This window comes from Streptomyces sp. NPDC090798 (assembly GCF_044768965.1).
Classification (GTDB): domain Bacteria; phylum Actinomycetota; class Actinomycetes; order Streptomycetales; family Streptomycetaceae; genus Streptomyces.
This window is the reverse complement of the sequence record NZ_JBIVXA010000014.1, coordinates 96,805-122,006: the sequence shown is the minus strand read 5'-3', so window position 1 is coordinate 122,006 and position 25,202 is coordinate 96,805. Positions and strand designations below refer to the sequence as shown.

18 protein-coding genes and 1 pseudogene are annotated in these 25,202 nt (G+C 72.9%); 9 read left to right on the top strand and 10 right to left on the bottom strand.

The window, feature by feature from the left end; translation table 11 throughout:
• Positions 1 to 30: 30 nt before the first annotated feature.
• Positions 31 to 2,022, bottom strand: a complete 1,992-nt coding sequence (locus ACIQTP_RS28685) for an amino acid transporter (RefSeq protein WP_403404909.1) — start codon at positions 2,020 to 2,022, stop codon at positions 31 to 33.
• A gap of 1,264 nt (positions 2,023 to 3,286) precedes the next feature.
• Between ACIQTP_RS28685 and ACIQTP_RS28680 the strand changes: the two genes are divergently transcribed.
• The 3 genes from ACIQTP_RS28680 to ACIQTP_RS28670 all read left to right on the top strand — a co-directional run bounded on the left by ACIQTP_RS28680 (position 3,287) and on the right by ACIQTP_RS28670 (position 8,243).
• Positions 3,287 to 3,913: a YigZ family protein gene (locus tag ACIQTP_RS28680; protein ID WP_403404906.1), complete on the top strand. Its 627-nt coding sequence runs from the start codon at positions 3,287 to 3,289 to the stop codon at positions 3,911 to 3,913.
• Between the two features lie 69 nt (positions 3,914 to 3,982).
• Positions 3,983 to 5,146, top strand: coding sequence for an exonuclease SbcCD subunit D (locus ACIQTP_RS28675; protein ID WP_403404903.1), 1,164 nt, complete (start codon positions 3,983 to 3,985; stop codon positions 5,144 to 5,146).
• 94 nt (positions 5,147 to 5,240) lie between these two features.
• On the top strand, positions 5,241 to 8,243 hold the full coding sequence (locus tag ACIQTP_RS28670; protein ID WP_403404901.1) for an AAA family ATPase: 3,003 nt from the start codon (positions 5,241 to 5,243) through the stop codon (positions 8,241 to 8,243).
• A gap of 21 nt (positions 8,244 to 8,264) precedes the next feature.
• On the opposite strand, the gene ACIQTP_RS28665 is transcribed toward ACIQTP_RS28670, so the two are convergent.
• Positions 8,265 to 8,711, bottom strand: a complete 447-nt coding sequence (locus tag ACIQTP_RS28665) for an Lrp/AsnC family transcriptional regulator (protein ID WP_095858239.1) — start codon at positions 8,709 to 8,711, stop codon at positions 8,265 to 8,267.
• Positions 8,712 to 8,873: 162 nt separating this feature from the next.
• On the opposite strand from ACIQTP_RS28665, the gene ACIQTP_RS28660 reads away from it, so the two are divergent.
• Positions 8,874 to 9,380 (top strand): rhodanese-like domain-containing protein, encoded by a 507-nt coding sequence (locus tag ACIQTP_RS28660; RefSeq protein WP_403404897.1) that lies wholly within the window; start codon positions 8,874 to 8,876, stop codon positions 9,378 to 9,380.
• A 6-nt stretch (positions 9,381 to 9,386) separates the two neighbouring features.
• Here ACIQTP_RS28660 and ACIQTP_RS28655 read toward each other — a convergent pair whose 3' ends face one another.
• Positions 9,387 to 10,256 (bottom strand): LysR family transcriptional regulator, encoded by an 870-nt coding sequence (locus ACIQTP_RS28655; RefSeq protein ID WP_403405164.1) that lies wholly within the window; start codon positions 10,254 to 10,256, stop codon positions 9,387 to 9,389.
• A gap of 146 nt (positions 10,257 to 10,402) precedes the next feature.
• Here ACIQTP_RS28655 and ACIQTP_RS28650 point away from each other — a divergent pair, with 146 nt between their 5' ends.
• Entirely contained in the window at positions 10,403 to 11,308 is a 906-nt protein-coding gene (locus ACIQTP_RS28650) for an MBL fold metallo-hydrolase (protein ID WP_403404894.1), read from the top strand.
• Positions 11,309 to 11,448: 140 nt separating this feature from the next.
• On the opposite strand, the gene ACIQTP_RS28645 is transcribed toward ACIQTP_RS28650, so the two are convergent.
• Positions 11,449 to 13,140, bottom strand: a complete 1,692-nt coding sequence (locus ACIQTP_RS28645; RefSeq protein ID WP_403404892.1) for a DUF885 domain-containing protein — start codon at positions 13,138 to 13,140, stop codon at positions 11,449 to 11,451.
• Positions 13,141 to 13,203: 63 nt separating this feature from the next.
• Entirely contained in the window at positions 13,204 to 13,722 is a 519-nt protein-coding gene (locus tag ACIQTP_RS28640; protein WP_403404889.1) for an Lrp/AsnC family transcriptional regulator, read from the bottom strand.
• On the opposite strand from ACIQTP_RS28640, the gene ACIQTP_RS28635 reads away from it, so the two are divergent.
• A complete protein-coding gene (locus tag ACIQTP_RS28635; protein ID WP_403404886.1) occupies positions 13,684 to 15,015 on the top strand; it encodes a trans-sulfuration enzyme family protein in 1,332 nt (443 codons plus the stop codon). The genes ACIQTP_RS28640 and ACIQTP_RS28635 overlap by 39 nt on opposite strands.
• Before the next feature lie 54 nt (positions 15,016 to 15,069).
• On the opposite strand, the gene ACIQTP_RS28630 is transcribed toward ACIQTP_RS28635, so the two are convergent.
• The 3 genes from ACIQTP_RS28630 to ACIQTP_RS28620 all read right to left on the bottom strand — a co-directional run bounded on the left by ACIQTP_RS28630 (position 15,070) and on the right by ACIQTP_RS28620 (position 19,910).
• Positions 15,070 to 16,494 carry a GNAT family N-acetyltransferase gene (locus ACIQTP_RS28630; RefSeq protein ID WP_403404884.1) on the bottom strand — a complete coding sequence of 475 codons (1,425 nt, stop codon included), beginning with the start codon at positions 16,492 to 16,494 and terminating at the stop codon, positions 15,070 to 15,072.
• Positions 16,495 to 16,718: 224 nt separating this feature from the next.
• Entirely contained in the window at positions 16,719 to 18,317 is a 1,599-nt protein-coding gene (locus tag ACIQTP_RS28625; protein WP_403404881.1) for an alkaline phosphatase D family protein, read from the bottom strand.
• 192 nt (positions 18,318 to 18,509) lie between these two features.
• Positions 18,510 to 19,910, bottom strand: a complete 1,401-nt coding sequence (locus ACIQTP_RS28620; RefSeq protein ID WP_403404878.1) for a PLP-dependent aminotransferase family protein — start codon at positions 19,908 to 19,910, stop codon at positions 18,510 to 18,512.
• A gap of 94 nt (positions 19,911 to 20,004) precedes the next feature.
• Between ACIQTP_RS28620 and ACIQTP_RS28615 the strand changes: the two are divergent.
• A pseudogene (locus ACIQTP_RS28615) lies at positions 20,005 to 20,850 on the top strand (DMT family transporter); the annotation flags it as partial.
• Between the two features lie 45 nt (positions 20,851 to 20,895).
• Here ACIQTP_RS28615 and ACIQTP_RS28610 read toward each other — a convergent pair.
• On the bottom strand, positions 20,896 to 21,726 hold the full coding sequence (locus ACIQTP_RS28610; RefSeq protein WP_403404876.1) for an alpha/beta fold hydrolase: 831 nt from the start codon (positions 21,724 to 21,726) through the stop codon (positions 20,896 to 20,898).
• Positions 21,727 to 21,956: 230 nt separating this feature from the next.
• Here ACIQTP_RS28610 and ACIQTP_RS28605 point away from each other — a divergent pair, with 230 nt between their 5' ends.
• Both ACIQTP_RS28605 and ACIQTP_RS28600 read left to right on the top strand, forming a co-directional pair.
• Positions 21,957 to 22,841, top strand: a complete 885-nt coding sequence (locus ACIQTP_RS28605) for an RNA polymerase sigma-70 factor (protein WP_403404873.1) — start codon at positions 21,957 to 21,959, stop codon at positions 22,839 to 22,841.
• A 256-nt stretch (positions 22,842 to 23,097) separates the two neighbouring features.
• Positions 23,098 to 23,859: a GntR family transcriptional regulator gene (locus tag ACIQTP_RS28600; RefSeq protein WP_403404870.1), complete on the top strand. Its 762-nt coding sequence runs from the start codon at positions 23,098 to 23,100 to the stop codon at positions 23,857 to 23,859.
• Positions 23,860 to 23,962: 103 nt separating this feature from the next.
• Here ACIQTP_RS28600 and ACIQTP_RS28595 read toward each other — a convergent pair whose 3' ends face one another.
• Entirely contained in the window at positions 23,963 to 25,120 is a 1,158-nt protein-coding gene (locus tag ACIQTP_RS28595; RefSeq protein ID WP_403404867.1) for an ROK family transcriptional regulator, read from the bottom strand.
• Positions 25,121 to 25,202 lie beyond the last annotated feature (82 nt).

Genomic DNA, 25,202 nt, shown 5'->3' with positions numbered 1-25,202 from the left:
GGCAGCGGGACCGACGGGCCGGAGGAAGGGCTAGCCCACGTGGATCCGGGGCCTGCGTTCGGGGTCCGGCTCGGCGCGCCGGAGCACTTCGCGGGTGACCGGGGCGACCTCGCCGTCGCCGAAGACGAGGAAGCGGACCAGGTGGCTGAGGGGGTTGCCCTCGGTCCAGTTGAAGTAGGCGTGCGGGACCTGGCCGGTGCGGTCGCGCAGTCGCATCATGACGGCCGCGATGGTGTTGGGCACGGTCGCGCCCTCGACGCGCAGCCTGCGCACCCCGTGCTTCTCGTCGCCGTGCACGGTCAGGTCGGCGGTGAAGTCCGAGGAGTCGGTCACGAACACCTCCAGGAACAGCACGGGACGGCCGTCCGGGATGTGTGTCTGCTCGCGCTGGCTGTACTCCTTGGCGCGGTACTCGCGGGTGCTGTGCTCGTGCGGCTCGTTCGCGATCAGCCGCAGCGGTCCGCTCGCCGCGGCCTCGTCGATGAAACGGGCCGCGGCCTCGTCGAACGTGACCTCGGCGGCGCGCAGTTCGAAGGCGCGGCGCACCCGGGAGGCGAACGAGGTGATCAGGATCGCCAGGATGAAGATCAGCGCGATCTTGATGCCGTCGGGGCGCTCGATGACGTTGGTGACCAGGGTGTAGCCGAAGACCGCGGTGATCGCGCCGAAGCCGATCGCGGCGGCGCGGTGGCCCCGCTGATGCACGGCGACCGCCGAGGCGAAGGAGGCGGAGAGCATCAGGACCAGCACACCGGTCGCGTACGCGCCGCTCTGGTCGTCGACGTTCGCGTTGAACCACAGCGTGATGAGGACCGCGGCCGCCATGAAGACGAGCACGAGGGGGCGGACGGCGCGCGTCCACTCGGGGGCCATGCCGTAGCGCGGCAGATAGCGCGGGACGAGGTTGAGGAGACCGGCGAGCGCGGAGGCACCCGCGAACCAGAGGATCGCGATGGTCGAGAGGTCGTAGACCGTGCCGAACGCCTCGCCCAGGTGCTGGTGGGCCAGGTAGGCGAGGGCACGGCCGTTCGCCGAGCCGCCGCTCTTGAACTCGTCCTGCGGGATCAGGATCGTCGTCGCCAGGCTGGACAGCAGCAGGAAGCCGCTCATGATCACGGCGGCCGTGGTGAGCAGCCTGCGGGTCTCGCGGATCCGGCCCGTCGGCTTCTCGTACGTGTCCGTCGGGTCGCCCTCGACCTGCGGCATCACCGCCACGCCCGTCTCGAAGCCGGACATGCCGAGTGCCAGCTTCGGGAAGACGAGGAGCGCCACGCCGATCATGGCGAGCGGCGAGGAGTGCGCGGCCGTCATCGCGTCGGTCCAGTCACCGATCTTGACCGGGTGGCTGAGCACCTGCCAGGCGGAGACGGCCAGAACGACGACGTTGAGGGTGAGATAGGTGGCCACGAGCGTTACCGCGATCCCGATGGCCTCCTTGAAGCCCTTCAGGAAGACCGCGCCCAGCGCGGCTATGAGAAGCAGGGTGATCCAGGTGTTCCCGCCGTGCATCCAGTGCGGAGCAAAGGGATTCTCCACGACGTGTGCGGAGGCGTCCGCTCCGGACAGGGTGATCGTGATCAGGAAGTCGGTGGCCGCGAAGCCGAGCAGCACCAGGACGAAGATCTTCCCGGCCCACCAGGGCAGCAGCCGCTCCAGCATCGCGATCGAGCCCTCGCCGTGCGGGCTCTCCTTGGCCACGCGACGGTAGACCGGCAGTGCGCCGAGCAGGGTGAGCGCGATCAGGACGAGGGTCGCGAGCGGGGAGAGCAGTCCGGCGGCGAGGGCCGCGATACCCGGCTGGTAGCCCAGCGTGGAGAAGTAGTCGACGCCGGTGAGGCACATCACCCGCCACCATTTGTGGCCCTGGTGCTCGGCGTCCGGGGTGGCGTGTGGGCCGGGGTGCTTGGCCGACTGCTCGCTGAGCCCCTCCAGAAGCCACGCCCGCCAGCGCGGCGCGGCTGCGGAGGGCTCCCGTTCGAGGGGCTCGGCGGAGTCCGAACTGTCCACCTGGGTGCCGGTCATGCTGCGATCTCCCTGCGATCGGTCGGGCCGGCGATCCGGCTTCGGGCAACGAGGAGCGAGTATCCACCACCCCGCCCCGCGCACCTGAGCCGGGTCCGAACGTCCCGAGGGCCCCGCGGACACCGGGGCGGTGACAGGGGTCGGCCGCGGGTCGACAGAGGTTGGCCGCGGGACGACGCGGGTTGGCCGCGGGTTGGCCGCGGGTTGGCCGCGGGGCGACCGGGGCCGTCGTGCTGTCGCCGGGTCGATGGTGCGGGGCGGAGCCGTTTCCACCGGGACGTTCGCGTGCCGGTTCTGCCATCCGCTGGACCGGGGCGACCGCGGGCCGCGCGATCCACGCCGCCCGGCAGCCCGGGCAGGCGCCGGAGGCAGTCACCGGCGGACCCGCCGCCGCGGTCGGGCGCGGTGCGCGGCGGGTGTCAGTGGCCGTGAGGTCGGCCCGCCGCTGCCAGGGGCGCCCAGCGGGCGATCTCGAGTCCACCGGGCGCGCGGCGGCCGAGGCCGCCCGCGTCGGGAATGGGTCGCGCCGGGAGGGCTGCGTCGGGATGGGTCGCGTCGGGATGGGCTGCATCGGGATGGGTTACGTCGGGATGGGTCGCGTCGGGATGGGTCGCGTCGGGATGGGCTGCATCGGGATGGGTCGCGTCGGGACGGGCTGCGTCGGGACGGGCTGCGTCGGGACGGGTCGCGTCGGGGTGGGCTGCGCCGGGACGGGCTGCGCCGGGATAGGCCGCGCCGAGAGGGGCTGCGTCGGGACGGGTCGCGTCGGGACGGGTCGCCGGGAGGGGCTGCGTCGGGAGGGGCTGCGCCGGGATGGGTCGCGTCGGGACGGGTCGCCGGGAGGGGCTGCGTCGGGATGGGCTGTGTCGGGATGGGTCGCGCTGGGAGGGGCTGCGTCGGGACGGGTCGCGCCGGGATGGGTCGCGTCGGGATAGGCCGCGCTGGGACGGGGCGCGTCGGGTCGCGCCGCGGGGGCGTACGTGCCGCGAGGGCCGCGCGGGCGAGCCGTGCCCTCTCGCCGTGCCGACGAGATCTCCGGGTCGCGGGGGCCCCCCGGGGGGGGGGGGGGCCCGGGGGGGGGGGGGGGGGCCGCCGGGGGGGGGCCCCCCCCCGGGGGGGGGGGGGGGGGGGGCCCCCCCCCCCCCCCCACCCCCCCCCCCCCCCCCCCCCCCCCCCCCCCCCCCCCCCCCCCCCCCCCCCCCCCCCCCCCCCCCCCCCGGGTCCGGCGTGCCGGACCCGCGCGGGAAGCGCATACGCTGGCGTGATGCAGGACGAGTACCGCACAGTCGCCCGCGCGGCCGTGCACGAGACCGAGGTCAACCGCTCCCGCTTCCTGTGCGCCCTCGCCCCGGCGGCCACCGAGCAGGAGGCCCAGGCGTTCATCGCGGGCGTCCGCAAGGAGAACGCCGACGCCACGCACAACTGCTACGCGTACGTCATCGGAGCCGACGCCGCCGTCCAGAAGGCGAGCGACGACGGCGAACCCGGCGGCACCGCGGGCGCGCCCATGCTCCAGATGCTGCTGCGCCGCGACATGCGGTACGTCGTCGCCGTCGTCACCCGCTACTACGGCGGGGTCAAGCTCGGCGCGGGCGGACTGATCAGGGCGTACGGCGGCTCGGTGGGCGAGGCACTGGACACCCTCGGCACACTCACGCGCAAACGCTTCCGGCTGGCCACGGTCACGGTCGACCACCAGCGCGCCGGCAAGATACAGAACGACCTGCGGTCCACCGGGCGCGAGGTCCGTGACGTCCGGTACGGCGAGGCCGTCACGATCGAGATCGGGCTGCCGGACACCGACGTCGAGCCCTTCCGGGCGTGGCTCGCCGACGCGACGGCCGGGACGGCCGGGTTCGAACTGGGCGGAGAGGCGTACGGGGACGCATAGGCGGGCAGCGCGGACCGATACGGGAGTAGCCGCCCGTGATGTCCGACCCGCCCGTTAGTCTCGGGGATCATGAGGATTCTGCACACGTCCGACTGGCATCTCGGCCGGGCCTTCCACCGGGTGAACATGCTCGATGCCCAGTCCGGATTCATCGGTCACCTCGTCGCGACCGTGCGTGAGCGCGAGGTGGACGCGGTGGTCGTGTCGGGCGACGTGTACGACCGGGCGGTGCCGCCGCTGGCCGCCGTCGAGCTCTTCGACGACGCGCTGCACCGGCTCGCCGACCTCGGGGTGCCCACGGTGATGATCTCCGGGAACCACGACTCGGCGCGCCGGCTCGGTGTCGGCGCCGGTCTCATCGGCCGCGCGGGCATCCACCTGCGGACCGAGCCCTCCGCCTGCGGCACGCCCGTCCTCCTCGCCGACGACCAAGGAGACGTGGCCTTCTACGGACTGCCGTATCTCGAACCGGCCCTGGTCAAGACCGAGTTCGGTGTCGAGAAGGCGGGGCACGAGGCCGTCCTCACCGCCGCCATGGACCGGGTCCGCGCCGACCTCGCCACGCGCACGCGGGGCACCCGTTCCGTGGTCCTCGCCCACGCCTTCGTCACCGGCGGGGCCGCCAGCGACAGCGAGCGGGACATCACCGTCGGCGGGGTGGCCGCCGTACCCGCCGGGGTCTTCGACGGCGTCGACTACACCGCACTGGGCCATCTGCACGGCAGCCAGACCATCACCGAGCGCGTGCGCTACTCCGGCTCCCCGCTGCCGTACTCCTTCTCGGAGGTCGACCACCGCAAGAGCATGTGGCTGGTGGACCTGGGGCCGGAGGGTTTCGTCGGCGCGGAGCGGGTCGACTGTCCCGTTCCCCGGAAGCTCGCGCGTGTCCGGGGGCACCTGGAAGACCTGCTCGCCGATCCGCGGCTGGCGCGCCACGAGGACGCGTGGGTCGAGGCGACCCTCACCGACCCGGTGCGCCCCGCCGAGCCCATGGCCCGGCTGACCGAGCGCTTCCCGCACACGCTCAGCCTCGTCTTCGAACCTGAGCGGGCCCCCGAGGACCCGGACATCTCCTACGCCCGGCGGCTCGCGGGCCGCAGCGAGCAGGAGATCGCGGAGGACTTCGTGGCCCATGTGCGCGGCGCGGGCCCCGACGCCGACGAACAGGCCGTATTGAGGGACGCGTTCGACGCCGTCCGCGCCGACGAGGCCGTCCGGGAGATCGCCCGGTGACCCCACGTACGCACGACACGCGGGACGCCCACGACACGCACGGCACGCAAGACACGCACGACCCACACGGCACGCAGGACCCGAAGGAGGCCCGATGAGGCTGCACCGCCTCGACATCACGGCCTTCGGGCCGTTCGGCGGCACCCAGAGCGTCGACTTCGACGAGCTGTCGGCCGCCGGGCTCTTCCTGCTGCACGGGCCGACGGGCGCCGGCAAGACGTCCGTCCTCGACGCCGTCTGCTACGCGCTGTACGGAGCGGTCCCGGGCGCCCGCCAGAGCGGCCAGGGCCAGACCCTGCGCAGCGACCACGCGGCACCCATGACGCGCACCGAGATCACCCTCGAACTCACCGTCGCCGGGCGCCGGTTGGAGGTCACCCGGCAGCCGCCCTGGGCCCGCCCCAAGAAGCGCGGCACGGGCACGACCACGGAAAAGGCGCAGAGCTGGCTGCGCGAGTACGAGGCGTCGGCGGCCACCTGGAAGGACCTCAGCCGCTCCCACCAGGAGATCGGCGAGGAGATCACCCAGCTGCTCGGCATGAGCCGTGAGCAGTTCTGCCAGGTCGTGCTGCTGCCCCAGGGCGACTTCGCCCGCTTCCTGCGGGCCGACGCCGAGGCCCGCGGCAAGCTGCTCGGCCGGCTCTTCGACACCCACCGGTTCGCCGAGGTCGAGAAGCGGCTCGCCGAGCGGCGCCGGGCCACGGAGGCCGAAGTGCGGGAGGGCGACGCCGCGTTGCTCGCCGACGCGCACCGCATGCAGCAGGCCGCCGGCGACATCGTCGAGGTGCCGCCGCCCGATCTCGCGCCCGGTGAGCCCGGCCTCGCCGAAGCAGTCCTCACCTGGGCCGCCGTGGCCCGCAGTACGGCCCGCGAGCGGCTGACCCTCGCACGCACCGCGCGTACGGCGGCCGAGTCCGCGCAGGCCGCCGCCGACCGCGTACTCGACGACGTACGCGAAGTGGCGCGGCTGCAGCGCAGGTTCACCGAGGCGCGGGAGCGTGCCGCGCGGCTGGAGGAGCGTGCCGACGCCCATCGGGAGGCGCAGGCGCGCATGGAGCGGGCGCGCAAGGCGGAGACGGTGGCCCCCGCGCTCGATCTGCGCGACGTCGCCGAGGCCGAGCACCGCAGCGCGTCCACGGACGAGGCACGCGCGCGTCTCGCCCTGCCGGACACCTACGCCGGAGCCGGTGCGCCCGGGCTCGCGGCGGCGGCGCGCAAGGCGGCCGAGGAGCTCGGCGGACTGGAGTCGGCCCGCAGGGCGGAGCGCCGGCTCGGCGAACTCACCCAGGAGCGCGCCTCCCTGGACCGTCAGGAGCGCGCGGACGACGACATCCGCCAGGACGCCGAGAGCTGGCTCGCCACCTGGGAGGCGACCCGCGCGGAGCTCCAGGCGCGCATCGAGTCCGCGCAGGAGGCCACCACGCGTGCGGAGCAGCTCGCCGAGCGCCGTGATCCCGCCCAGGCGCGGCTGAGGGCGGCCCGGCAGCGCGACCAGTTCGCCCGGGACACGGACGCCGCTCACGCCAGGGCCCGCACCGCCCGTGAACGCGCGACGGACGCCCGGGTCCACTGGCTCGACCTGAAGGAACAGCGTCTTCAGGGCATCGCCGCGGAACTCGCCGCCGGTCTCGTCGACGGCGAGCCCTGCGCCGTGTGCGGCAGCTCCGCGCACCCCGCACCCGCGCGCAAGGACGCCGGACACATCGACCGGGAGGCCGAGGAGCGGGCCCTCGCCGCGTACCAGCGCGCCGACGAACAGGCCACCGAGGACGAGCGCAGGCTCGGCGTCGTACGCGAGGCGCTGGCGGCCGCCACCGCCGAGGCGGGCGACACGCCGACCACGCAACTCGCCGAACAGGCCGAAGAGTTGGAGCTGCGGTACGCCGAGGCGCGGGCTGCGGGATCCGGGCTGCACGCCGCGCGGGAGCGGCTCGCGCAGGCCGGACTCGAGCACGAGCGGCGGGTCGCGGCCCAGCAGGAGGCCGCACTGCGCGCCGCCGCCCGGATCTCCCACCGCGACCGGAACGACCGCGAAAGGGCCTCCCTGGAGGAGGAGTTGGCGCAGGCCCGGGGCGCCGCCGACAGCGTCGCCGCGCGCGCCGCGCAGCTGGAGCGGCAGGCCGCCCTGCTCACGGAGGCGGCGGAGGCCGTGCGCGTGGCCGAGGACACCGCGCAGCGCCTCAAGGACGCCGACGCGCGCCTGTCCGACGCCGCCTTCCGCGCCGGTTTCGACACCCCCCAGGCCGCGGCCGCCGCGCTCCTCGACGACACGGCCCACCGGGACCTCCAACGACGACTCGACGTCTGGCAGTTGGAGGACAGCGCGGTGCGCGCCGTGCTCGCCGAGGCCGACACGGCGGCCGCCGCCGAGCGGCCTGCCGCCGACCTGGCCGCCGCCGAACGGGCCGCCGAGTCCGCCGCCCGACGGCTGCGGGAGACCGCCTCCGCCCAGGACGAGGCCGCCCGACGCTGCACGGAACTGGACCGGCTGTCCACGCGCGCGGGCACGTCCGTACGCCGGATCGCGCCGCTGCGTGAGGAGTTCGACCGGGTGGCACGCCTGGCCGGGCTGGCCGCGGGCACCTCGGCGGACAACGAGCGCAAGATGCGCCTGGAGTCGTACGTCCTCGCCGCCCGCCTGGAACAGGTGGCCGCCGCCGCGACCGTACGACTTCAGCGCATGTCCTCCGGGCGCTACACCCTCGTCCACTCCGACGACCGCGCGGGCCGTGGCCGCAGCGGGCTCGGACTGCACGTCGTGGACGCCTGGACCGGCCGGGAGCGCGACACGGCGACGCTCTCCGGGGGCGAGACGTTCTTCGCCTCGCTCGCGCTGGCCCTCGGCCTCGCCGACGTCGTGACGGACGAGGCCGGCGGGGTGCGGCTGGACACGCTCTTCATCGACGAGGGCTTCGGCAGCCTCGACGACCAGACCCTGGACGAGGTCCTCGACGTGCTCGACTCCCTGCGGGAGCGCGACCGCAGCGTGGGCATCGTCAGCCATGTCGCCGACCTGCGGCGGCGCATCCACGCCCAGCTGGAGGTCGTGAAGGGCAGAACGGGATCGGTCGTACGGCAGCGGGGCGTCCAGGACTGAGCCGACGGTTCGCCGGAGGGGTCAGTGACCCAGGGGACGCCGGGGGAGCGGTGAGGAGTACACGACACTCGTGGTCACCGAACCCAGGGTGCCGATCCGGCCGGAGATCTTCTCCAGATGGCTCATCGAGCGCGCCGCGACCTTGATGACGAAGCAGTCGTCGCCCGTGACGTGGTGCGCCTCCAGGATCTCGGGCGTCGCCTCGACAAGGTCGTGGAACGGCTTGTAGTTGCCGTTCGGATAGCGCAGCCGGACGAAGGCCAGGATCGGCAGACCGAGGCTCTCCGGGTCGACGACGGCCGCGTACCCCTGGATGACCCCCGCCTCCTCCAGGCGGCGCACCCGCTCGGTGACCGCGCTCGCGGACATCGAGACGGCACGGGCCAGCTCCGCGAAGCTGGCCCTGCCCTCGCGCTGGAGGACATCGAGGATGTGCCAGTCGGTGGCGTCCGGGGAATACGCGGTCATGAGCGATGGATAGCAGGGAAAACCCCGGCCGATCAAGAGCGATGCCGTGGATCGCCACTTCAGGAAGGGGATCACCGGCCGTAGATTTCTGGCCAGGAGGTCCCCGTGGGCCCGGTGCGGCGAAAGTGCCGGTGCGGCGGGGCAGGGAGGGAAGGCCAGACCATGACCGCGACCGTCGACACCACTGTGACCAGCACCGCGACCAGCACGAACCCCGTACTGCGCGTCGCCCCGGCGTCCCCGGCCGCGGCCGTCGCGCACTTCGGCGCGAGCCTCGCCTTCCACGCCGATGTCTCCGACGTCGCCTCCGCGCTCGCGGCAGGCGGCGACCTGGGTTTCGTGGTCCTCGACTCCCGCTCCACCGCGTCCTGGGACCAGGGGCACGTGCCCGGTGCGATCCACCTGCCCACCGCGCTCGTCCCCGAGCAGGCCGAGCAGCTCCTCGACAGGTCGGTGCCCGTCGTCACCTATTGCTGGGGACCAGGCTGCAACGGCGCGACCCGTGCCGCTCTCGCCCTCGCCGAACTCGGCTTCCAGGTCAAGGAGATGCTCGGCGGTTTCGAGTACTGGGTGCGCGAAGGCTTCGCGTACGAGACCTGGGAGGGAGGCGGGCGGCGCGCGGCGGACCCGCTGACGGCTCCGGTGGAGGCGGCGGACTGTGGCTGCTGACCGTTCCTAGGAACGCGTGAGGGCCGTCGCGAGGTTGACGAACGAGCGGATGAGCGGGGTGGTGCGGGCGGTGTTCCATGCGATGACCAGGTCACTGGGCGGCGCATCCGCCAAGGGGATCACCGTGAGGCCTTCGGGCAGGATCTGGGAGTGGGCGAGGGGCATCAGTCCGACGGCGTCGTTCCACAGGACGGACTGGAGGCATTCGTGGGCGGTGCGGATGACGGGACCGTCACGGCGCCCGTCGGTGCCGGGCGGCCCCGTCCAGAAGGCCTGCCACACCGGGTCGGTGCCCTCCGGAAACCGGAACCAGCGGCGGTCGGCGAGGTCGTCCAGGCGCAGCCGGTCGCGGTCGGCCAGCGGGTCGTCGGCGCGCAGGACCACACCGACCGGGTCCGAGCGCAGTACGCGGGCGGAGATGCCGGTGTCGTCGAACGGCGCCCGCGTCAGGGCCACGTCGACGAGGCCGGCCCGCAGTCCGATGGTCGGGTCGGTCAGGTCGGCCTCGCGGATGCGGATGCGCACGGCGGGGTGCTGGTGCCGGTAGGCGACGGCCAGCCGGGTGCCGACCTGCTCGGCGCTGTCGGCGAGGGTGCCGATGGTCAGGGTGGCCGTGCCGGCCGCGGCGGCCACCCGGGCCCGGGTCTGGTCGGCCCGCGCCAGCAGGGTGCGCGCCTCGTCGTGGAGGAGGGCCCCTGCGGGGGTGAGGGTGACGCCCGTGGGTGAGCGGCGCAGCAGTTCGCAGCCGAGGTCGGACTCCAGCTGCTTGACGGCCCGGCTCAGCGGGGGCTGGGTCATGTGCAGTCGCGCGGCGGCCCGGCCGAAGTGGAGTTCTTCGGCGACCGCCACGAAGTAGCGCAGGGTCCGCAGCTCCATCATCGCTCCATCGCTGTTGCGAGACGCTCTCTCGACCTCTTCAACTGCGACGATACCCGCGCGGTATCGGGGCTGCGAGATCGGTGTTGGACTCCCCCTGACGTCCCGCGCTGGACTGGTGGCTCAGCGCAACACCGAGGAGACGCATGTCTGAGGAAGTGGTGACGACGGATCCCGTCGTGCACGTCGAGGGTGTTCAGGAGCTGGCCCGTGACCTGGTGGTCATCCCCGACCGGCGGGTGCGGCTCGTGCCCAACATCGGCGTGATCGGCGGTCACAGTGCCGTGCTGGTCGTCGAGACCGGCTTGGGCCCGCGCAACGCCGAAAAGGTGCTGGAGTTCGCGGCCGACTACGCCAGGGGACGTCGGATCTACCTGACGACGACGCATTTTCACCCCGAGCACGCCTTCGGGGCGCAGGTCTTCGCCGGGGAGGCGACGTTCCTGCTCAACCGGGACCAGGCCGAGGAGCTGAAGGTGAAGGGGCCGGGTTACCTGGAGATGTTCAAGGGGCTCGGCAAGCCGGTCGAGCGCCGGCTCCAGGACGTCGAGCTCGCGCGGCCCGATGTCGTCTACGACCAGGCGTACGACCTGGACCTGGGCGGGCGGGTGGTGCAGCTGCGGGCCACCGGCCGGGCCCACAGCAGGGGCGACCAGCTGGTCAGGGTGCCGGACGTGGACGTCCTGTTCACGGGGGACCTCGTGGAAGCCGGGCAGTTCGCCATCTTCCCCTGGTTCCCGCCGCACGACACCGACGTGTCCGCAACCCGCTGGATAGCGGTGATGGAGAAGCTGGCGGCGGAGGCTCCCCGGACCGTGGTGCCCGGCCACGGCGAGGTCGGCGGTGCGCGGCTGCTGGCCGACGTGCGCGACTACCTGCGGCTGCTGCGGGACGAGACATGGGCCCGCCGCGACTCCGCCGTGGACGAGCGGACGATCATCGAGGAGATCTCGGCGCTGATGACCGAACGGCACCCGGAGTGGGTCGGCCAGGAGTGGATCGAGAAGGGCGTCGGCTGCCTGTGCTCCGAACACGCCGAGCACGCCCGGTGATTCCGGTACTCCCCGTACTGGAGACCCCGCGTACTGGAGACCCCGCGTGCCTGATACTCCGCGTACTTGACACCTGGCGTACTTGATACGCGGCGGCCGGGCTCGGTCGTCGTGGTGAGCCCGGCCGCCGTCGGTGTCCGTCAGAGCCGGGACAGCTCGTCCACCAGGTCGTCCAGGCCCAGCGAACCCTGCGACAGGGCCGCCATGTGCCAGGCCTTGGCGTCGAAGGCGTCCCCGTGCCGCTTCTTCGCGTTCTCGCGGCCCAGCAGCCAGGCCCGCTCACCGAGCTTGTAGCCGATGGCCTGACCCGGGATGGAGAGGTAGCGGGTGAGCTCGCTCTCCACGAAATCCGCCGGACGGCTGCTGTGCGCGCCGAAGAACTCCTGCGCCAGCTCCGGGGTCCAGCGCTCGCCCGGGTGGAAGGGGGAGTCCGCCGGAATCTCCAGTTCCAGGTGCATGCCGATGTCGACGATGACCCGGGCCGCGCGCATCATCTGCGCGTCCAGGTAGCCGAGCCGCTGCTCCGCGTCCTCCAGGAAGCCCAGCTCGTCCATCAGCCGCTCCGCGTAGAGCGCCCAGCCCTCGGCGTTGGCACTGACGAGACCGACGGTGGCCTGGTAGCGCGAGAGGTCGTCGACCACGTACACCCACTGGGCGAGCTGGAGGTGATGGCCGGGGACGCCCTCGTGGTACCAGGTCGAGACGAGGTCGTACACGGGGAAGCGGGTCTGCCCCATGGTGGGCAGCCAGGTGCGGCCCGGCCGCGAGAAGTCCGCGGACGGCGCGGTGTAGTACGGGGCCGCCGCGCCGCCGGGTGGCGCGATGCGCGACTCCACCTTCCGTACCGGCTCGGCGAGTTCGAAGTGGGTGCCGTCCAGCGCGTCGATCGCCCGGTCCATCACTCCCTGGAGCCACGTCTGGACCTCCTCGACGCCCTCGATGTGCGTGCCGTGCTCGTCGAGGTGCGCGAGCGCCACCCAGGGGGTCTCGGCGCCGGGCAGGATCTTCTCGGCCTCGGACCTCATCTCCGCGAGGAGCCGGTGGTACTCGGACCAGCCGTACGCGTACGCCTCGTCGAGGTCGAGATCCGTACCGTTGAAGTAGCGCGCCCAGCGCGCGTACCGTTCGCGGCCCACCGTGTTCGGCGCGCCCTCGATCGTGGGCGCGTAGACGTCACGCATCCAGTCGCGCAGCTCCACCAGGGCCCGGGTGGCCGTCCGGGCGGACGTGTCCAGCTCGTCCCGCAGGGCGTCGGGTCCCGCGGACACGAAGTCCTCGAACCAGCCATGGCCCTGTCCGTCCGGGTCCGACCACTCGGTGAGCTGCTCGATGAAGGTCGCGGTGGGGCGCGGGCCCGCGTACAGCTTGCGCTCCAGGCCGAGGGCGAGGGACTCGCGGTACCCCGTCAGCGCGGTCGGCACCGCGCGCAGCCGCTCGGCGATCGCGGCCCAGTCCTCGTCCGTCTCGGTCGGCGCGATGGTGAACACCTGGCGCACGGAGTGCGCGGCCGTCTGCATGTTGCCGACGGCCCGCAGGCCCTCGTCGGCGTCGTGGACGGCCAGTTCGGCGGTGAGCCGCTCGCGCAGCAGCCGGGCGCAGCGGCGTTCGATGTCGCTGTCCGCGCCCGGCTGCCGCTCCGCCTCGTCGAGCCGGGCGAGCGTCCTCCGCGCCAGCTCCGCGACGGCCTCCTGCCCCGCGGGCGAGGTGTCGGGGAGCTTGTCGGCACTCTCCTTCACACCGAGGTAGGTACCGAGGACCGGATCGAGGGCGATGAGATCGTCGACATACGCGTCGGCGACCTCGCGGGGCAGCGGGCTCTTCGTCTCTGACATGCCGCCATCCTCATACGAGGACGGGTGCCGCGTCAGCCCGGTCGACCGGGCATTGGGCCGGCATCAGCCTGATTTTGCCGAGGCCGGGCCCGAGGATGAGAGCGAGGGCGGGGCGGGCGGGAGCAGTGGGCCGCAGTCCCACTGCTGGAAGATCAGCCGGGTCTCCACCCGGGCCACCTCGCGCCGGGACGTGAACTCGTCGAGGACCAGCCGTTGCAGGTCGGCCATGTCCGCGACGGCGACCAGGACCAGGTAGTCGTCGGGCCCGGTGAGGTGGAAGACGGTCCGGGACTCCGGCAGCGCCCTGATCCGGTCCACGAACGGCCCGACCAACTCCCGCCGATGCGGTCTGACCTGCACGGACAGCAAGGCTTCCAGGCCCCGCCCGAGCTTCGCCGGATCGAGGCGCAGCTGATGGCCGAGAATCACCCCCGCACGCCGCAGCCTCGTCACCCGGTCCAGGCAGGTGGAGGGCGCGACTCCGACCTGCGCGGCGAGATCGCGGTACGTCGTCCGTGCGTCGTTCTGGAGCAGCCGCAGCAGATGAAGATCCACCGGATCGAGTACGACAGATTCGGCCATGGCCCGAACGTAACACGGAGTACGCGTCGGGCGCCCCGGCCGGTGTTCAGTCTGCTGTGCATGGAATCCGTGGTGCACGACGCATACGAAGCTCAGGACGACTCCTGCGACGCTCAGGACGACTCCTATGACGGTCGGGACGACCTCCACGACGTTCAGGGCACCCGTGCCCTCGCGCCGCGTGCCCTCGCCACCGAGGCCGTGCACGCCGGGCGGGAGGACCTCGCCCGGCTGGGGCTGCACGCCGCGCCCATCGACCTGTCCACGACCTACCCCTCCTACGACAGCCGCGGCGAGGCCGCCCGCATCGACGCGTTCGCTGCCGACGGCGCCGAACCGCAGGGCCCGCCCGTCTACGGCCGCCTGGGCAACCCGACCGTCGCCCGTTTCGAGACCGCCCTCGCCCGCCTCGAAGGAACCGAGAGTGCGGTCGCCTTCGCGAGCGGCATGGCAGCGCTGAGCGCCGTACTGCTCGTGCGGAACGCGCTCGGTCTGCGCCATGTCGTCGCCGTACGGCCCCTGTACGGCTGCAGCGACCACCTGCTCACCGCCGGGCTGCTGGGTTCCGAGGTCACCTGGGTCGACCCGGCGGGCATCGCGGACGCCCTGCGCCCCGACACCGGCCTTGTCATGGTCGAGTCCCCGGCCAATCCGACGCTCGCCGAACTCGACCTGCGCGCCGTCGCGCACGCCTGCGGCTCCGTTCCGCTGCTCGCCGACAACACCTTCGCCACACCCGTGCTGCAACGCCCCGCAGGACAGGGGGCCCGGCTGGTCCTGCACAGCGCCACCAAGTACCTGGGCGGACACGGGGACGTCATGGCCGGAGTGGTGGCCTGTGACGAGGAGTTCGCCCGGGGGCTGCGCCAAGTGCGGTTCGCCACCGGGGGTGTGCTGCATCCGCTGGCCGGATACCTGCTGCTGCGCGGCCTGTCGACCCTGCCCGTACGGGTCCGGGCCGCCTCCGCCAACGCCGCCGAACTCGTCCGCCGGCTCGCCGCCGATCCGCGCGTCGACCGCGTCCACTACCCGCGGATCGGCGGTGCCATGATCGCCTTCGAGGTCCACGGCGACCCGCACGAGGTCATCGCCGGGGTCCGCCTGATCACCCCGGCGGTGAGCCTCGGCAGTGTCGACAGCCTGATCCAGCATCCGGCGTCCATCAGCCACCGCATCGTGGCCGCCGACGACCGCCGCGAGGCGGGGGTCGGTGACCGGCTGCTGCGCCTGTCGGTGGGCCTTGAGGACGTGGAGGACCTGTGGGCCGACCTGGACGGTGCGTTGGGGCGGTGACCGGGGAGAGGGCCCCGGGCAAGGTGCCCGACCCGGGGCCTCCCGGTGTCCGTCCTACTTCTTCTGCGCCTGCTTCTGCTCCTGGTCGTACGGCAGTCGGGAGGTCACCGGTGCGGCGTCCAGACGGGCCGTGATGACGAGGGTGCCCTCCTCGATCTGGTAGTCGAGGGGCAGGTCCAGTCCGCGCATGGCGGCGACCATGCCGGTGTTGGAGGCCTGCGTGACGGCGTACACGCTCTCGCAGCCCGCCTCGACGGCCATCGTCACGAGACGTCCGAGCAGTTCGGCGCCGATCCCGCGCCGCTGCCAGTCGTCCTCGACGAGCAGCGCGATCTCCGTCTCGTCGCCGTCCCAGAGGAGATGGCCGAGCCCGACGACGCGTCCCGACGCCGTCTGTACGGCGAGGGTGCGTCCGAAGCGCGGGCTGAGCAGGTGGTTCAGATAGCGGTCCGCGTCACCGACCGGCCCGTGATAGCGCATGCTCAACGTGCGCGGGGAGCAGCGCTCGTGCATCGCCTTCGCCGCGGCGAGATCGGAGACGTCGGCGCGGCGCACGGTGATCGCGGGGCCCTCCGGCAGTGTCAGCATGTCCTGGTGGAGCGGGATGCGCGGGCCCAGCCGCGCGTCGAGCTCCACCAACGCCCGCGCCCGAGCGAACTCGGTCGGCGTGAACGGCAGATACGGCCGTTCCACCGTGATCACCCCACCCTCCGGTGCGCGCAACCGCATCACCGTGTCTTCCAGCACTCCTTCGACCGGCGCACCCTCTTCCGCCCGACCCGACCCGGGGGAGCGGGCGGGCAGCGAACGAATGGTGCACCGACCGAGCAACTGCCGGAGGGCGAGCGGAAGTTCCGCGGCGTCCAAAGCCGTACGCGTGGCCAGCCCCAGGACCCGCGTCGGAGCGTCCACCAGGTCGTGGGCGTCGGCCCGCTCGATCCAGGTCCCTGTGCCGCCCGCCAGCGAGACGGCGCGGGTGATCTCGGACGCGGCCAGCTCGACGGGCGCGCGCAGCAGGAACTCGTCGACCGTGCCCTCGGCGAGCGGGTGCGTCTGCAGGCTCAGGATGTCGACCCGCTGGTGGGCCAGCGCCATGCACAGCGCGGCCAGCGAACCCGGCTCGTCCTTCACCGTCGTCCGCATCCGCCACAGGACGGTCGCTCCCGTGACGGCTTCCGGCACCGCCGTGGCCCGGTCGGCCCGCCCGGCCTCTCGCCCCACGGCGAGGGTCCGGGCACCGGTATCGCCCGCGGGCGGCGCGTGACCGTGGCGGCGTGCCCACCATGTGTGGAATCCGGCCGTGGCCACCAGGACCACGGACGACATCACCAGCAGGGCCGGGCCGTCGGGGCCGTGTCCGATCAGGTTGGCGACGGCGTCGGCGACCGCGACGGCCGTGAACAGCGCGGCGAGCTCGACCACGTCGCGTCGCCAGTGGTGGACGGGGCGTCCGTGCTTCGCCCGGGTCACATCAGACATGTCTGGAGTCATGCAGCCACTGTGAAGGAGTGGTGTTGCGTGATCACGAACGGTCTGTGACTGATCGGTAAAGTGTCGTTCTATCCTTTTTGCGGTTCTTTTTGCGCTAGTTTTGCCTGTCTCGGATCACCTGGCTTACGTGCCTGGTCACGAGAGCGGGCGCGCACCGGGGGATGACTCCGGTGCGCGGCCCAGCGCTTCGAGGGTACGGGAGTTGGGCCCGGTTACTGACCCACGCGTCCCGGCTGCAACACCTGTGTGAACAGCACCGCGCCGTCCAGGTCGCGCAGCCGCACCGTCAGCTCCCCGCTTTCGCCGTCGATGTCGACCTCGCCGAAGAACTGGTATCCGTCCGCCGGCGAGACGTTGGCCGTGGCGGGAGCCTTGACGAAGACCCGGTCGGGGCCGAAGGTGCCGTCCAGGGCGCTCGCCTGGAAGGCGCCCGCGTTGAGCGGTCCGGAGACGAACTCCCAGAACGGCTCGAAGTCCTTGAAAGCGGCCCGCGAAGGGTCGTAGTGCTGTGCCGAGGTGTGGTGGACGTCGGCCGTCAGCCACACGGTCCCGGTGATCCGCCGGTGCTTGATGAACCGCAGCAGCTCGGCGATCTGCAGCTCGCGGCCGAGTGGAGCGCCCGGGTCGCCCTGGGCGACGGCCTCGTAGTTCGGCCTGCCCTCGACCGGGTCGGGCACGACCAGACCGAGCGGCATGTCGCCCGCGATGACCTTCCACACCGCACGCGACCGGCTCAGCTCGCGCTTGAGCCACTCCAGCTGCTCGCGCCCGAGGATGCCCTGCGGGTCGGTGGTCTGGTCGTCGGGCGAGTTGGCGTTCCGGTAGGTCCGCATGTCCAGGACGAACACGTCCAGGAGCGGGCCGTGGTGGACGGTCCGGTAGATCCGTCCCTCCGGGCGTCCACTGATGGTGGAGATCGGGAAGTACTCCGAGAACGCCCGCCGGGCGCGGACGGCCAGGTCGTCGAGTTTCGTGCCGGCCGGGTAGGGAGTGCCGGACCCGATGACCTCGCCCGGGTACCAGTTGTTGCGGACCTCGTGGTCGTCCCACTGGATGATGTTCGGAACCCGGGCGTTGAACCGGCGCAGCGCCGAGTCCAGCAGGTTGTAGCGGAAGTTGCCCCGGTAGTCGGCCAGGGTGACCGCGACGTGCGACTTCTCCTCGGTGGTGACGCTCCGGTACAGGCTGCCGTCCGGCAGCGGCGCCGTGGCGGAGATCGGCCCGTCGGCGTAGATGTTGTCGCCGCTGCACAGGAAGAAGTCCGGGTCCACCTTCGCCATGGCGTCGAAGATCCGGTAACCGCCGATGGACTCGTTGATGCCCCAGCCCTGTCCGGCCAGGTCACCGGACCAGACGAACCGGACGTCGTGGCGCCGCTTCGCGGGCGCGGTGCGGAAGGTGCCGGTCACCGGCTCGCCCGTACGGCGCGGGTCGTCGGGGTCGGCCAGCAGCACGCGGTAGTGGATCTGCTCGCCGGAGGGCAGTCCGCGCAGCTGTGTCGTACCGGTGAAGTCCGAGTCCGTGCCGAGCAGCGGACCGTGCCATCTGCGGGGGTTGCGGAACGACTCGGTCGCGGACGTCTCGACGATCATCCGGGCGGGGCGGTCCGAGCGGACCCACACCAGTCCGGAGTGCGCGCTCACGTCTCCGGTCTGGACGCCCCAACCCGCCGTGGGCCGCCCGGACAGCGCGAAGGCCGGGGCCGAGCCGAGTGCGGTGGGCAGGGCCAGGGCCGCGGAAGCGGCGAGGGAGCCGCGCAGGACGCCGCGGCGACCGGGGAGAGGGAGAGGGCTTTGCGGACGGTGTGACATGAATGCGCCTCCAGGGACGGAGTCGACGGAGTCGGCCAATGGGTCCAGCCACAACTACTGGTGCGCCGCAGCGCGCACGCAAACCACAAGTGAACAACTGGCCCCGCCGACAAGGGCACCGACGTCCGCCTCCGACCGCGCACGTCCCACGGATGCCCCGGCTCTCCCGCTCACCCGGCCGCCCCTCAGCGGTCAGGTGCGCAGCGCCTGTGCCATCAGGCGTACGCCGTCGCGGATCCGCGCGGGGGACTGGTGGGCGTAACCGAGCACCAGCCGTACGCCGGCGCGTTCGACCGCCCGCCCGTAGTCCGCCAGCGGACGCACGGCCACCCCCGCCGCCGCGGTTCGCTCCAAGAAGTACTCCGGCGGCCCGTACCGCCCGGGCAGCGCGGCGATGACATGCAGACCGGCCGCGATCCCGGACACCTCGGTACCGGGAAAGTGCTCCTCCAGGGCGGCAACGAGAGTGTCGCGCCGTTCCCGGTAGGCGCGCTGGCAGCGGCGCAGTTGCCGGTCGTAGTCGCCCCGTTCCACGAAGCGGGCCAGCAGCGCCTGGTCCACGACGGGGTTCCCCAGATCCATGGTGCGCTTGCGCTCCACGACCTCCTCGGCGAGCGCAGCCGGTACGAGCAGCCAGCCGAGCCGCAGTCCGGGCGCGAGCGACTTGCTGACCGAACCCGTGTAGGCGACGCGCTCGGGATCGAGCCCTTGAAGCGCCCCCACGGGAGCACGGTCGTAGCGGAAGTCCCCGTCGTAGTCGTCCTCGACCACCAGACCGTCCACCGAGCGCGCCCAGTCGAGGAGTTCCGTACGGCGCCGCGCCGAGTAGGCGATCCCCGAGGGGAACTGGTGGGCGGGCGTCGTCACCACAGCCCGTACGCCCGAATCCTTGAGCGGTCCGGTGGCCAGCCCCTCGCCGTCCAGCGGCAGCGGTACGGCGTCGATGCCGGCCGAGGCGTAGAGAGTGCCGTGCTCCGGGCTTCCGGGGTCCTCGACGCCGATCGCGCGCACCCCGCGCGCGTGGAGCACGAATCCGAGCAGGGTCGTCGCCTGCGCGACCCCGGAGACCACGATGACGCGCTCGGGGTCCGCGACCACGCCGCGGCGCCGCGCGAGCAGTTCGGCGAGGGCGGTGCGCAGCCGGGGCAGACCGCGCGGATCCGGGTAGCCGAGCGCGTGGTGGGGCAGTTCGGCGAGGACCCCGCGCTGGGCGGCCGCCCAGGCGGCACGCGGGAACAGGGACAGGTCCGGTGTCCCGGGAAGGAAGTCGGCGCGGGCCCCGGCGGGGCGCGGCGCGAGGTCACGCGCGCGTGGGTGGGCCGCCCGGACGGCGCCGCCGACCCAGGTCCCCGCGCCCCGGTCGCTGCGCAGATACCCCTCCGCGGTCAACTGCTCGTACGCCTCCGTGACCAGCCCCCGCGACACCCCGAGGTCGGCGGCGAGCTCGCGGCTGGACGGCAGCCGGGTGCCCGGCGCGAGCCGCCCCGTGCGGACCGCCTCGCGCAGCGCGGCCTGCAAAGCGCGCCCACGCGCGCGTGCCGGCGCCGAAGCGGCCGGCACAATCAGCTCCCAGGCGGCCCCCGACGGCGTCATCTCCCCTGCGGCCCCCGACGGCGTCATGTGGTCCCCGATGGCGTCATGAAAGTGGACCTTAAACCGGACCGCGGCCCTTCGTAGCGTCGCCGTCATGAACACCACCACGATCCGTGGGTCGCTGCTCGCCGCCCTCGCCTGTGTCCTCGTCGGAGGTTCCTTCACCGCCAACAGCGTCCTGGGCCACTATCCGTACGCGGGCGGTCAGTTCCTGCGCTACGGCCTCGCCTGCGTCCTGCTCCTGCCGTCGGTCGCACGGGGCGGCACGGCACCGCTGCGGCGGCTCGCGGTACGCCGGTGGGGGCGCCTCGCGCTGCTCGCGGCCGTCGGCATGGTCGGCTTCAACCTCGCCGTGCTCGCCGCCGAACGCACCGCGGAACCAGCTGTTCCGGGCGTCTTCGTGGGCTGCGCCCCGGTGGTCGTGGCCGTTGTCGTCCCTCTCCTCGAGGGCCGCCGGCCGCAACGGCAGGTCCTGTACGGGGCGTCGCTCGTCGCGGTGGGCGCCTTCACGGTCCAGGGCTGGGGGCGCACCGACGGCACGGGCATCGCGTACTCCGTGTGCGCACTGGCGGGCGAGGTGGGCTTCGCGGTGCTCGCCGTACCGGTGCTGCGCCCGCTCGGGCCCCGGCTGCTGTCGGCCACCGTCTGCGGGATCGCCGCGGTCGAGTCGGCGGTGGCCGGGATCCTCACCGCGCGCCTCACCGGCGGCGCGTGGCTGCGAATGCCGGACACCACCGAGGCCGCCGCGCTGCTGTGGCAGGCGGCGGTCGTCACGGTCGTCGGCTTCGTGTGCTGGTACATGGGCATGCAGCGCATCGGCGCGGAGCGCGCCACGCTCTTCTCCGGGCTCATCCCCGTCGCGGCGGCCTGCACGGCGCCGCTGGTCGGCACCGGCGCGTACGGCGCCGCGCAGGCCGCGGGCAGCGCCCTGGTCGGCGCGGGCGTCGCCCTGGGCTCCGGCGCGTGGCGCCTCACCCGGCGCCGCTCAGCGGCTGCCGTCGAGGATCACGCGGGCGACGAGCGCCGGGTCGTCGTTCATCGGGACGTGACCGCAACCCGGCAGCCGCACCAGCCGGGCCCGGGGAATGATGTGCTTGGCCCGGATCCCCTGGCGGCGTACCAGCAGCCGGTCCCGGGTGCCCCAGGCCACGGTGACGGGCAGCCCCGGGATGTCGTCCGTGAACTGGACGCTGGTGCCGGCCCGGAGGGTGTCGGCGAAGCCCTCGGCGTGGGCCAGCGCGAGGGTCTCGGCGACGACGGCCTCGGGTGAACGGCGGCCGGGCCGGGCGTAGATGGTGCTGGTCAGGGCGGCCCGTCCGGCCGCCGAGCGGGAGAGCCGCTCGATCACCGGGAGCGGCAGGCGCCGTGCGCCCTGCCGCATCGCGAGCAGCACACCGAAGGCGTAGCGCCGCTCGACCGGCGACCAGAACCCGGCGGGCGAGATCGCGGTGACGGACCGTACGAGCTTCTCGCGGCCCAACTCCAGGGCCAGCAGGCCGCCGAGGGAGTTGCCGGCCACGTGCGGACGCTCGATCTCCAGCGCCTCGCACAGGCCGCCGAGCGTGGGCACCACCGTCCCGAGGTCGTGCGTGAGCCCCTCGGGCAGCGCCGGGGACTCGCCGAACCCGGGCAGGTCGACGGCTATCACCTCGCGTTCGGCGGCCAGGATGTGCACGACCGGGTCCCAGGCCTGCCGGTGGTGGCCGATGCCGTGCAACAGGAGCAGCGGTTCTCCGGTGCCCACGCGCGCGTAGGACATGGTCACGGTCCGCGGACCGTGCGCGGAGGGAAGGCTGAAGGAGACCGTGGCGGACATGATGCTGCTCCTCGTCTGGTGGCACGCTGACGAACCATCTTCGTAGACAGCTTGTCAGCAACTGCTACCGACGGGTAGCCCCCGGGCGCGGTCAGCTGGATCCGCTCGGCCGCGCCGGTCGACACGACGGGCGACAGCCGGCCACCCGCCCGCAGGCCGCCGGTCATTGTGCTCCGAAAGGCACCGGTGCCGCCTGGACACGCAGGGACGTGCCGGGATGGGATGGAGCCGTGACCATCGACACCGCGACCGAGGTCTTCGAGGAGCACCGCCCCGTCCTGATGGGCGTCGCCTACCGCATGCTGGGACGAGTGGCCGACGCCGAGGACGTCGTCCAGGAAGCCTGGCTGCGCTGGACCGGCGCCGACCGGACCGAGGTGCGCGAACCACGCGCCTACCTGGTGCGCATCGTCACCCGGCTCGCCGTCGACCGGCTGCGCCAGGTGCGGTCGCGCAACGAGGCGTACGTGGGACCGTGGCTTCCCGAGCCGTACGTCACCGACTTCGGGGACACCGCCCCCGACACCGCCGAGCGGGCCGTGCTCGCCGACTCCGTCTCGCTCGCCGTCCTCGTCGTCCTGGAGTCCCTTTCGCCCCTGGAGCGCGCGGTGTTCGTCCTCAGGGAGGCGTTCGGCTACCCGTACGCGGACATCGCCGCCGTCCTCGACCGGGGCGAGAGCGCCGTGCGCCAACTCGCCGGACGGGCGCGCAAACACGTCGAGGAACGACGGCCGCGCTACGAGGTCGATCCCGCCGAACGCCGCGACCTGACCGAGCGGTTCCTCGCAGCGGCGGCCGAAGGGGACCTGAAGGGGCTCATGTCCATGCTGGCCCCGGACGTCCGCCTGATCGGCGACAGCGGCGGACTGTCCAAGGCGCCGCTGCGGGTCATCGAAACCGCCGACAAGGTGGGCCGCTTCCTGTACGCCGTCGTCCAGCAGAGCGTTCCCGACCTGTCCTACCGCCTCCTGGAGCTCAACGGCGGCGCCGCGCTCCTCGCCCTCTCCGGCGACAAGCCCGACAGTGCCGTCCAGCTGGATGTCGTGGACGGCCGGATCCAGTGCGTCTACATCGTGCGCAACCCCGAGAAGCTGGTGTCCCTGGGCAACCAGTAGCCGTTGCGATCCCCTCGTGCCACCTCGAAAGCCCCCGTCTTCTGGACGGGGGCTTTCGGCGTTGTGTCACGAACGTCACCCCGCGCGAACGCCCTGTGAACGCTGCGCGGCAAGGCACCTCCGCAATCCGTAAGGGATCGAGGATTGGTCTTGACCAAGGGTGGGGGCAGCCCTATGGTCGCAGGGATAGTGCAAGAACCTTTAATAAACAAGGGCGCTAAAACGCCGCCGGGCCACGGCGATTGCGGAGGACAGGGTGGGGACCACGCAGCTGGAAACGGTGCCGGAGCCGAAGTACTGGCATCTCAAGACGGTGCTCACCGAGGCATTGGACTCTGAGTTCTCGGTGGGCGAGATCCTGCCCAACGAACGCGACCTCGCGGCCAGGTTCGGCGTCGCCCGCGCCACGCTGCGCCAGGCGCTGGAGCAGCTGGAGCTGGAAGGGCGACTGCAGCGCCGCCGCGGGGTGGGCACGACCGTCGCCCCGCCGCGCGTGGGCGTGGCCGTCGGAACCGAGCAGCATGTGTGGCCGGGCGCGGTCGGCGACGCCTGGCAGTCCGTGGACTGCGAGGTGGCGCTCCCGCCCGCCGTGGTGGCCGACGTCCTGGAGACGGGCCCCGACGACCAGGTGCACACGATCCGCCGCTCCCGTGTGACGCACGGCCAGCCGGTCGCCGCCGAGCTGCTCTACATCCCGGCGTCCTCGGTGCCCGGCCTCTCCGCGATCGACGCCCCGTCGGGGGCGACCCTCGCCCGTGCCGTGCTGCGCGAACTGCAGCACCTCGACCTGGAGGGCCAGGACCGCGCCGTGGAGCTCGGCTCGGCCCGCGCGGACGACGCCAAGGAGCTCGACCGGCTGCCCGGGGCGCCCGTCCTCGTCGTCACGACCCGTTACTTCGCCGAGGGGCGCACCGCCGCGGTCTCCGTGGCCACGTACCGAGCCGACACCTGCCGGCTGACCTTCGGCGACTCCGGCGGCGTGGAGATCCACCACGACCCCGAGCGCCGCGCCTCCTGAGCCGCGGCCCAGGTCGGATCCGAACGACAGCCCCAGGTCTCAGCCGTCACGCCCCGGAGCACTCCGGGGCGTGACGGCTTTCTCATGCCCGTGAGACCGCTGGTCAGCGGCGTGCGGTCACGGTCCCCTCCACCGCGAACAGCTGCTCCTCCACATGATCGAGGGCCAGCCGCAGGGCGCCCGTCGCGACGGCCGCCTCGCCCAGCAGGGAGAGCGCCACCTTGGGCGGGCGCAGACAGTAGCGCGCCAGCTCGCGCCGCAGCGGTTCCAGTACGCCGTCCAGACCGGCCGCCCAGCCGCCGACGACGACCAGTTCCGGGTCGAGGGCGAGGACGAGGGCCGCCACGTCGTGCACGAGGCGCTGGATGAAGCGGTCGACCGCCGCGCGGGCCCGCTGGTCACCGCCCTTGGCCAGCGCGAAGACCTCGGCGACGGCCTGCTCGTCGAGCGGGTGCAGGGGCTCGTCCGTGGTCGACAGCAGTGTCTCGGGAGTGGCTCCGCGGCCGAGCAGATGGAGCGCCCCGATCTCCCCCGCGGCGCCCCCGTATCCCCGGTGCAGCCGCCCGCCGATCAGCGAACCGGCCCCCGGACTCAGCCCGGCCAGCACGAACACCACGTCGTCCGACCCCGTCGCCGAGCCCTTCCAGTGCTCGGCGACCGCCGCCGCGTTGGCGTCGTTCTCGACGAGCACCGGGCATTTGAAGGAACGGTTCAGTCGGTCGCCCAGGCGCAGCCCCGTCCACTCCGGCAGCGCCGTGCCCAGACGCACGGTGCCGTCCGCCTCGACGATCCCCGGGCTGCCCACGCCGACCGCCCGCAGAGAGCTGCGTGCGACACCCGCGCGGCGCAGCAGATCGGCGACCGCCGTGCGCAGCCGTTCCAGTCGCTCGTCCGCCGACGCGGTCTCCTCCACGTCCTTGGACATGGAGCCCAGCACCCGGCCGTCCAGATCGGCGAGGAGTCCGGCGACGCGATGGGGACCGATCTCCAGGCCCAGCAGATGGCCCGCCTCGGCCCGGAACCGAAACCGCCGCGCGGGACGGCCCTGACGCCGTGCCGCGCCCTCCTCGGCCGCCTTCTCGACCACGAGCCCGGCCTCGATCAGCCCTTCCACGACACCTTCGACCGTGGGCCGGGACAATCCGGTCACCCGGGTGATCTCGGTCAGCGTCGCGCAGTCCGTGGCACGCAGCGCGTGCAGCACCACCGCGGAATTGATCCTTCGCAGCAGAGAGGGGTCCCCGCCGGTCAACCGCCCCAACGTCCGTCCTCCCAGCTCGTGCGCGTGTTGGCCGGATCGTACTCGGCGCGGCGCGCCCCGGCGAGAGCCGGGGACCTCCTTT

Excerpts from the sequence above, each read along its gene's own strand:
- ACIQTP_RS28650 (WP_403404894.1), top strand. The coding sequence starts at position 10,403 with ATGTCTGAGGAAGTGGTGACGACGGATCCCGTCGTGCACGTCGAGGGT.
- ACIQTP_RS28630 (WP_403404884.1), bottom strand. The coding sequence starts at position 16,494 with ATGTCTGATGTGACCCGGGCGAAGCACGGACGCCCCGTCCACCACTGG.
- ACIQTP_RS28635 (WP_403404886.1), top strand. The coding sequence starts at position 13,684 with ATGAAGATCCACCGGATCGAGTACGACAGATTCGGCCATGGCCCGAAC.
- ACIQTP_RS28620 (WP_403404878.1), bottom strand. The coding sequence starts at position 19,910 with ATGACGCCGTCGGGGGCCGCCTGGGAGCTGATTGTGCCGGCCGCTTCG.
- ACIQTP_RS28640 (WP_403404889.1), bottom strand. The coding sequence starts at position 13,722 with ATGGCCGAATCTGTCGTACTCGATCCGGTGGATCTTCATCTGCTGCGG.
- ACIQTP_RS28645 (WP_403404892.1), bottom strand. The coding sequence starts at position 13,140 with ATGTCAGAGACGAAGAGCCCGCTGCCCCGCGAGGTCGCCGACGCGTAT.
- ACIQTP_RS28665 (WP_095858239.1), bottom strand. The coding sequence starts at position 8,711 with ATGACCGCGTATTCCCCGGACGCCACCGACTGGCACATCCTCGATGTC.
- ACIQTP_RS28685 (WP_403404909.1), bottom strand. The coding sequence starts at position 2,022 with ATGACCGGCACCCAGGTGGACAGTTCGGACTCCGCCGAGCCCCTCGAA.
- ACIQTP_RS28625 (WP_403404881.1), bottom strand. The coding sequence starts at position 18,317 with ATGTCACACCGTCCGCAAAGCCCTCTCCCTCTCCCCGGTCGCCGCGGC.
- ACIQTP_RS28670 (WP_403404901.1), top strand. The coding sequence starts at position 5,241 with ATGAGGCTGCACCGCCTCGACATCACGGCCTTCGGGCCGTTCGGCGGC.
- ACIQTP_RS28675 (WP_403404903.1), top strand. The coding sequence starts at position 3,983 with ATGAGGATTCTGCACACGTCCGACTGGCATCTCGGCCGGGCCTTCCAC.
- ACIQTP_RS28680 (WP_403404906.1), top strand. The coding sequence starts at position 3,287 with ATGCAGGACGAGTACCGCACAGTCGCCCGCGCGGCCGTGCACGAGACC.
- ACIQTP_RS28610 (WP_403404876.1), bottom strand. The coding sequence starts at position 21,726 with ATGTCCGCCACGGTCTCCTTCAGCCTTCCCTCCGCGCACGGTCCGCGG.
- ACIQTP_RS28660 (WP_403404897.1), top strand. The coding sequence starts at position 8,874 with ATGACCGCGACCGTCGACACCACTGTGACCAGCACCGCGACCAGCACG.
- ACIQTP_RS28655 (WP_403405164.1), bottom strand. The coding sequence starts at position 10,256 with ATGGAGCTGCGGACCCTGCGCTACTTCGTGGCGGTCGCCGAAGAACTC.